Raw genomic sequence first — 5,226 nt, 5'->3', positions numbered from 1 at the left:
ACACCCTCCCCCGCTTGCGGGAGAGGGTCGCACGCGTGTCAGCGCGGCGGGGTGAGGGCCCCACGGCAGCCGAGGCCCACGCTTACGCGACCGCTGCCGCCCCCTGGTTTGTACGTTTCCGCGGTTAGATCCTTCGGCCCGCGCAGCGTGTGCTGCGGGTCAGCGCGGTGCGCCTGGGCCTCAGGATGACAGGACCTGTCGCGGCTCCGGTGCTGGATGCCGCCCGCCCAAGCGTGGTGTGTACACCCTCCCCCGCTTGCGGGAGAGGGTCGCACGCGTGTCAGCGCGGCGGGGTGAGGGCCCCACGGCAGCCGAGGCCTCGGCCTGCAATGACCGCTGCAGCGCCTTGGCTCGCCTGCGTTATTCGTTCGGATCCACCTCGCGTTCCGGGGCTTCGCCGCCGAGCGCGCGGACGATCTCGTCCAGCTCCAGGCTGCCGTCGATCACGAACACCACGCCCGGCGTGTCGATCACGTCCGGCAGCGGCGTGCCGGGCGCGGGCTCCCCTTGGAGCGTCATCAGCCCCGCGTGGTCCGTGCCGAGCTCCAGCTCGTCCGCGGATCCCAGCATTCCCTCCGAAACTTCGCCGCGCAGCTTGCCGCGCTTGATCTTGGTACCGTTGGGCAGCCGTACGCCGCTGCGGATGACGGGGTAGTACGCACCCGCCGCCACGTTGTCCGCGCCGGTGACGATCTGCAGCCTTTGCTCGGTGCCGTCGTTCACGACACACACCTTCAGCCGGTCGGCGCTGGGGTGCTGGGTGACGGACTCCACGTGCGCCACCACCACGGGGCGCAGCAGCTCCGCCAGCGGCATCAGGCGCGATACCTCGAAGCCGGCGCCGCGCAGCAGAGCCGCGACCTCCTCCGGGTCCGCGGGCAGGTTGGGGATGCGGGAGTTCAACAGGGTCTGGCTGACGTTCACGCGCGCGCTCCATCCATCGTTGGTATTCCCTCGGGAGCCCCAACGTACCGCCAAGCGCGCCTTCGCGGGAGCCCGCTCACAAGGCTCATGCCGAAATAACGCCACGAGCTCCCGCCGCGGATGCGGCCGGGAGCAACGTAAACACGTGATTCGTATGAACCTACGGCGATTTGCGCCGGATCTCGACCAGCCGGTGAACGGCGACGGGGTAGTCGATGTAGCGGTCTCCCGGCCAGTTCGGCACCACCCCCGTCGCCGCGCCGCCGTGATAGACGCCCTGGTAGTTCCCAGTGATGACGACCGTGTCACCGATCACGAGGTTCAGTGATTCGACCAGTGCGGTCAAGTCACCCGTTTCGCCGGCGATGACGCGGTTCACGTCGCTGAAATCCCGCGCGTCGATGTACGCTACACGATCCAGGTGCATTCGACGCAGCCGCCCAGCTTCGGGGGTGCCCGCCGGATCCCGGGCGAATTGGCGTACGATTACCGCCTCGTCGACCACATCCACCTTTTTCGGCATGGGACCGGAGTATTCCCCCGCCAACCGGTCGATCCACTCGCACCCGGAAGCGAGGACCGCGGCGAGGAGCAGCACAAACACGCGTGGCGATTTCACGATTCCCGCCTTGCTAGTCAAGTAAGAAGTAGATGTACTTGTACGATGGCACACCGCTCTCGATCTGCCGCGCGGCGTCTTCGGTCAAAGTCGTGGATTGCAGAGCCGGGGTGAACGCGGCGGTTTGTGGATCATCGATATAGCGGCGCACTTTGTGGCCCCACACGCCCCAGCTCCAGCGGTCCCACAACCAGTGTCCCCGGAAATGTTTGTACTTGACATCACGGCCGAGGTCATTGTTGTGATAGTCCATGACCCGCGCGCCCCACGCACCGCTCCCCCACTCATGGGCGTCCATGATCGCCTTGGCGACGGGACCCGAGCAGTACCTCCGCAGCATCACGTTGACGTACACGTGGCGGAACGCGTCCCGGCGGGTATCGCCGGGATTCAGGTTCGGGTAGTAGCTGGCCGACGCGCTCTCGGCACGTAGCTTCGAGAACAGGATCCGTGGCCCCAGGAACGCAGCCACCCCCAACGGAATCGTGATCACCGGGCCCCAGATTTGGGCGGTCACCTCGCCGGGCCGTACCCCGGCCGCGGCCATGCGGATCAGGTCGTCGCGCGAATACTCTCCGCCGGCGGCGGCGATCTGGTAACCGCTTTCCCCACGTGCAAGGTCCTCGTAGTAGTAGAGGAGATCGTTTTCGGCAGTGGTAACCTGAAGGCTGTCGGCCTCCTCCTGAACCGTCGGGATGTACGTCTCGTCCACGACGAACTCCTGCTGGGCCGTCCAACTCTGGTCATCGTCGTACACCACCGATGCGCCGCCCCCGCCAGTTCCACATTCGGGATCTTCGATGACCTGATATTCCTCCCCGGAACACGGTTCGGTGCTCATCACACCAACGCCAGCCTCAGTCTCGTACTCGCGCCAGGCACGGCGATACTGCCTCATCTCCACGACCGCCTCGCGCATCATGCCCGCATATCCCCGCTGCGGATACAGTTCTCGCAGGCGTTTTTCCATGTACCGCTGGTACGTGGGGTCGTCATGGTCCAGGCGGCGAAGGCCGGGGTTCTGCTTTACGTACTCACGGAAAACGATGTACACCGCGATTGCCGGGTACGTGGGCGACTTCGTCACCAGGCGGGGGGTCTGGGCCACTCCGGCACGAGCGAACGAGACGCTGCCCGTGCCGGCTGCCGTGGGCGCATCGGAGCACGCGCCTACGGTGAGCGCAACGAGCAGAGCGGCGGCCTTGCACAGGCCGGCCCATGAAGTCTTTGGATGCATTGTTCGATGGGATAAAGAGAGGATCAGGAGAAACGTACCGTCCCTAAAGTAGCGTAGAGTTTGATTGAGGTCAATACGCACACGCAAGGATCCCCCGCGAAGCCGGGCTTGGAGCGGGGACGTCGGCGCGCGGGTGCCCCGTACAGCGGACGAGCCGCCCGCGCGTGCGCCTGCTCAGGGCCTCAAGCCTCCGGAAGCATGGGCGGATCAGGGCGGCGGGAGCGCCGGGCCCCAATCGATCTCGCTCACTAGTGAATTCTTCAAGTGCCCGGCACGGATCAGCAGCCCGGTCTCTACCTCGATCAGGAGAACGGTCGAGCCATTCGCGCCAGCGATCCAGCGTCCGTCGGGCGACCATCGCGGCGGGGCGAAGAAGAGCCGCTGGTCAGACGGCAGAATCCCGCGCCAACCGGTGCCATCGTCGCGTATTACCGCCAATGACCAGCGAGGAAGACGCGGCGCTTCCGAGGGGATGGTTGGCTTGAAGAGGATGAGGTCCGAGACGGGCGACCAATCAGGGTCTCGGCCGTGCGCCAGAGGCTCCGATCGCTGCCCCGTAACCAAGTCGGTCACATGAATGAACGTGTCTTGCCCGGCGATAACGTGATGCGCGATTCTCCGGCCATCGGGCGAAAGGGAAAACCGGCCTTGGAAGGAAGCCTCGGCCGTTGTGAGACGCTCCCGTCCTGTGCCGTCCGGCCGAATGCGCCCCAGTGTTCCCTCGACCGCGCCGCTTAGGAAGTACAGCCACTGTCCGTCTCGGCTGTACCGGGGGTTTCTGGCGTCCTTCGTATCCGGCAGGGGTGCTGGAGGGCCGAGGCGCGTGGTGGAAAACAGGCCCGGATCTCCCTTGGAATACATGAAGACGACCCGCTTCCCATCAGGCGACCAAGCCGGGTTCCTCGACCCCCCCCACCCGGAAACAACCCGTCCGCCCGTTCCGTCGACGTTCACCAGGTACAGGCCGCTCGAAATGTCCGCGATCGCCAGGGTGCCTCCGGGTACGGCCGAAACCCGCACGGCATCGGTGATCTCTCCCATTCGCCCGACGACGACCGTGGTGCCGAACCCGGCCGTGGTCACCACCCCCGTCTGGGCATGCACCGCCCCTGGCCCCTTCTCAACCTGGAACTCGAGCGTGGCGGGCGTCGGGTTTCCGTGACGGTCGAGTACCGAGCCGCGCAGGGCAACCGTGCCGCCCGGGGACACGGCGGTGTCGCGAGGCACGATTTCGGCACGGGCCGGGGCACCCGGCAATACGGTATACGGCACCGTGTCCATCGCGGTCTGGCCGTGAACCGCGACGACGACGCCCGCACCTCCGGAACCCGTCCCCAGCCGCACCCGCACCGCTGCCCTCCCGCCGGGGTCCGTGCTTACCAGGACCGTGTCCTTGAACCCCCCGCCTTCCGGCTGCTCTACCGTGATGGGGCGGCCCCGCTGCGGCCGCTCGCCGGAAAACGCAACAAGCGACCCTGAGACAGGCTGGCCGCCAGCATCACGCACTTCCACGAGGAGCAGCTCCGGCAAGATGGCGTCGATCGTATCCTGGCTCTCACCCCCGGATAGGACGCGAATACCAGAAGCGCCAATGACCTGTACCGTCGCGCTGCCGCCCACGCCACCCGCGAAGGCCGAGATGGTGGCATGCCCGCGTTGCCTCGCGACAACCTGCCCCGTCGCCGACACGGTGGCGACCGTCGAGTCCGAACTCGTCCATGTGAACGCCACGCCCGAAACCGCCGCCCCTGCGGATGTCCGGGCCATCGCCGTCAATTGCGCCCTCTTGGTCAGCATGACGAACGCCGTATCGGGGCTCAGGGACACCGACGCCACCGGTTCCGGCCGGGAAGGCTGGTCGCACGCCGCCGAGCCAAGGGCAGCCGCAGATAGAAAGAAAATCGCGAAGCGCATGAATTCCCCAAGGCGAAAGGATGATTGCCCCGCGAGCGACGGCGGGCGCATCAGCGCGCTCCTTATATGTAAATCATTGATGCCGCCTTGTCACGCTCCGCGTTTCCTGGCCGCGGCGGCGTAAGCCAGTGTGCTCGTCATCACGGATGTTTTACTTCTGCGCCCAGCGACAGGCGCATGCTGCAGCCCCGCTCGGACGGGCCGGAGAGCATCCGCTCGATGTCGTCTGGAACGAAGTCGTCCAGCCGTGCGGGCTTTCGGCCGACGGGGAGGGTGGTCAGCAGGTCGCAAGGGTTCGGGCCGCGGTCAGCTGCACCGGGCCCGGCGTCCCGCTTCAGGCCGGGCACCCCGTTCCTTTTGTCTGGTTACGTGCTAGCCGGGCCGACACCGTGCGCGTATGCTGTCCGAAATGGGTGGACGACGATGACACGCAAGGGCCATTCATGGGCGAACGGCACGCGATTCCGCAGCACCCCGGCTGGCGCCGCGCCGAGGTGCAGATCTTCGACGAGGTGCCCGAGGCGCTGGCGCT

Annotated in this window: 5 protein-coding genes; all 5 read right to left on the bottom strand. The window is 66.5% G+C overall.

Features of this window, described 5'->3' with window-relative positions:
* Window positions 1–360: 360 nt before the first annotated feature.
* The 5 genes from ytpR to VIB55_RS21875 all read right to left on the bottom strand — a co-directional run bounded on the left by ytpR (window position 361) and on the right by VIB55_RS21875 (window position 5,041).
* The gene (ytpR, locus tag VIB55_RS21895; protein ID WP_331878803.1) at window positions 361–924 is read right to left on the bottom strand and encodes a YtpR family tRNA-binding protein; all 564 of its coding nucleotides are present in this window, start codon (window positions 922–924) and stop codon (window positions 361–363) included.
* Between the two features lie 160 nt (window positions 925–1,084).
* On the bottom strand, window positions 1,085–1,543 hold the full coding sequence (locus VIB55_RS21890) for a hypothetical protein (protein ID WP_331878802.1): 459 nt from the start codon (window positions 1,541–1,543) through the stop codon (window positions 1,085–1,087).
* 13 nt (window positions 1,544–1,556) lie between these two features.
* Window positions 1,557–2,861: a DUF6973 domain-containing protein gene (locus VIB55_RS21885; protein ID WP_331878801.1), complete on the bottom strand. Its 1,305-nt coding sequence runs from the start codon at window positions 2,859–2,861 to the stop codon at window positions 1,557–1,559.
* A gap of 126 nt (window positions 2,862–2,987) precedes the next feature.
* Window positions 2,988–4,745, bottom strand: a complete 1,758-nt coding sequence (locus tag VIB55_RS21880) for an Ig-like domain-containing protein (protein WP_331878800.1) — start codon at window positions 4,743–4,745, stop codon at window positions 2,988–2,990.
* An 89-nt stretch (window positions 4,746–4,834) separates the two neighbouring features.
* Window positions 4,835–5,041, bottom strand: a complete 207-nt coding sequence (locus VIB55_RS21875) for a hypothetical protein (RefSeq protein ID WP_331878799.1) — start codon at window positions 5,039–5,041, stop codon at window positions 4,835–4,837.
* Window positions 5,042–5,226 lie beyond the last annotated feature (185 nt).

The organism is Longimicrobium sp. (assembly GCF_036554565.1).
In the GTDB taxonomy this organism is placed as follows: Bacteria; Gemmatimonadota; Gemmatimonadetes; order Longimicrobiales; family Longimicrobiaceae; genus Longimicrobium.
The sequence above is the reverse complement of the archived record's forward strand: the minus strand, read 5'-3'. Positions and strand labels throughout refer to the sequence as shown.

Coding starts and splice junctions, on each gene's coding strand:
- VIB55_RS21880 (WP_331878800.1), bottom strand. CDS start 4,745: ATGCGCCCGCCGTCGCTCGCGGGGCAATCATCCTTTCGCCTTGGGGAA.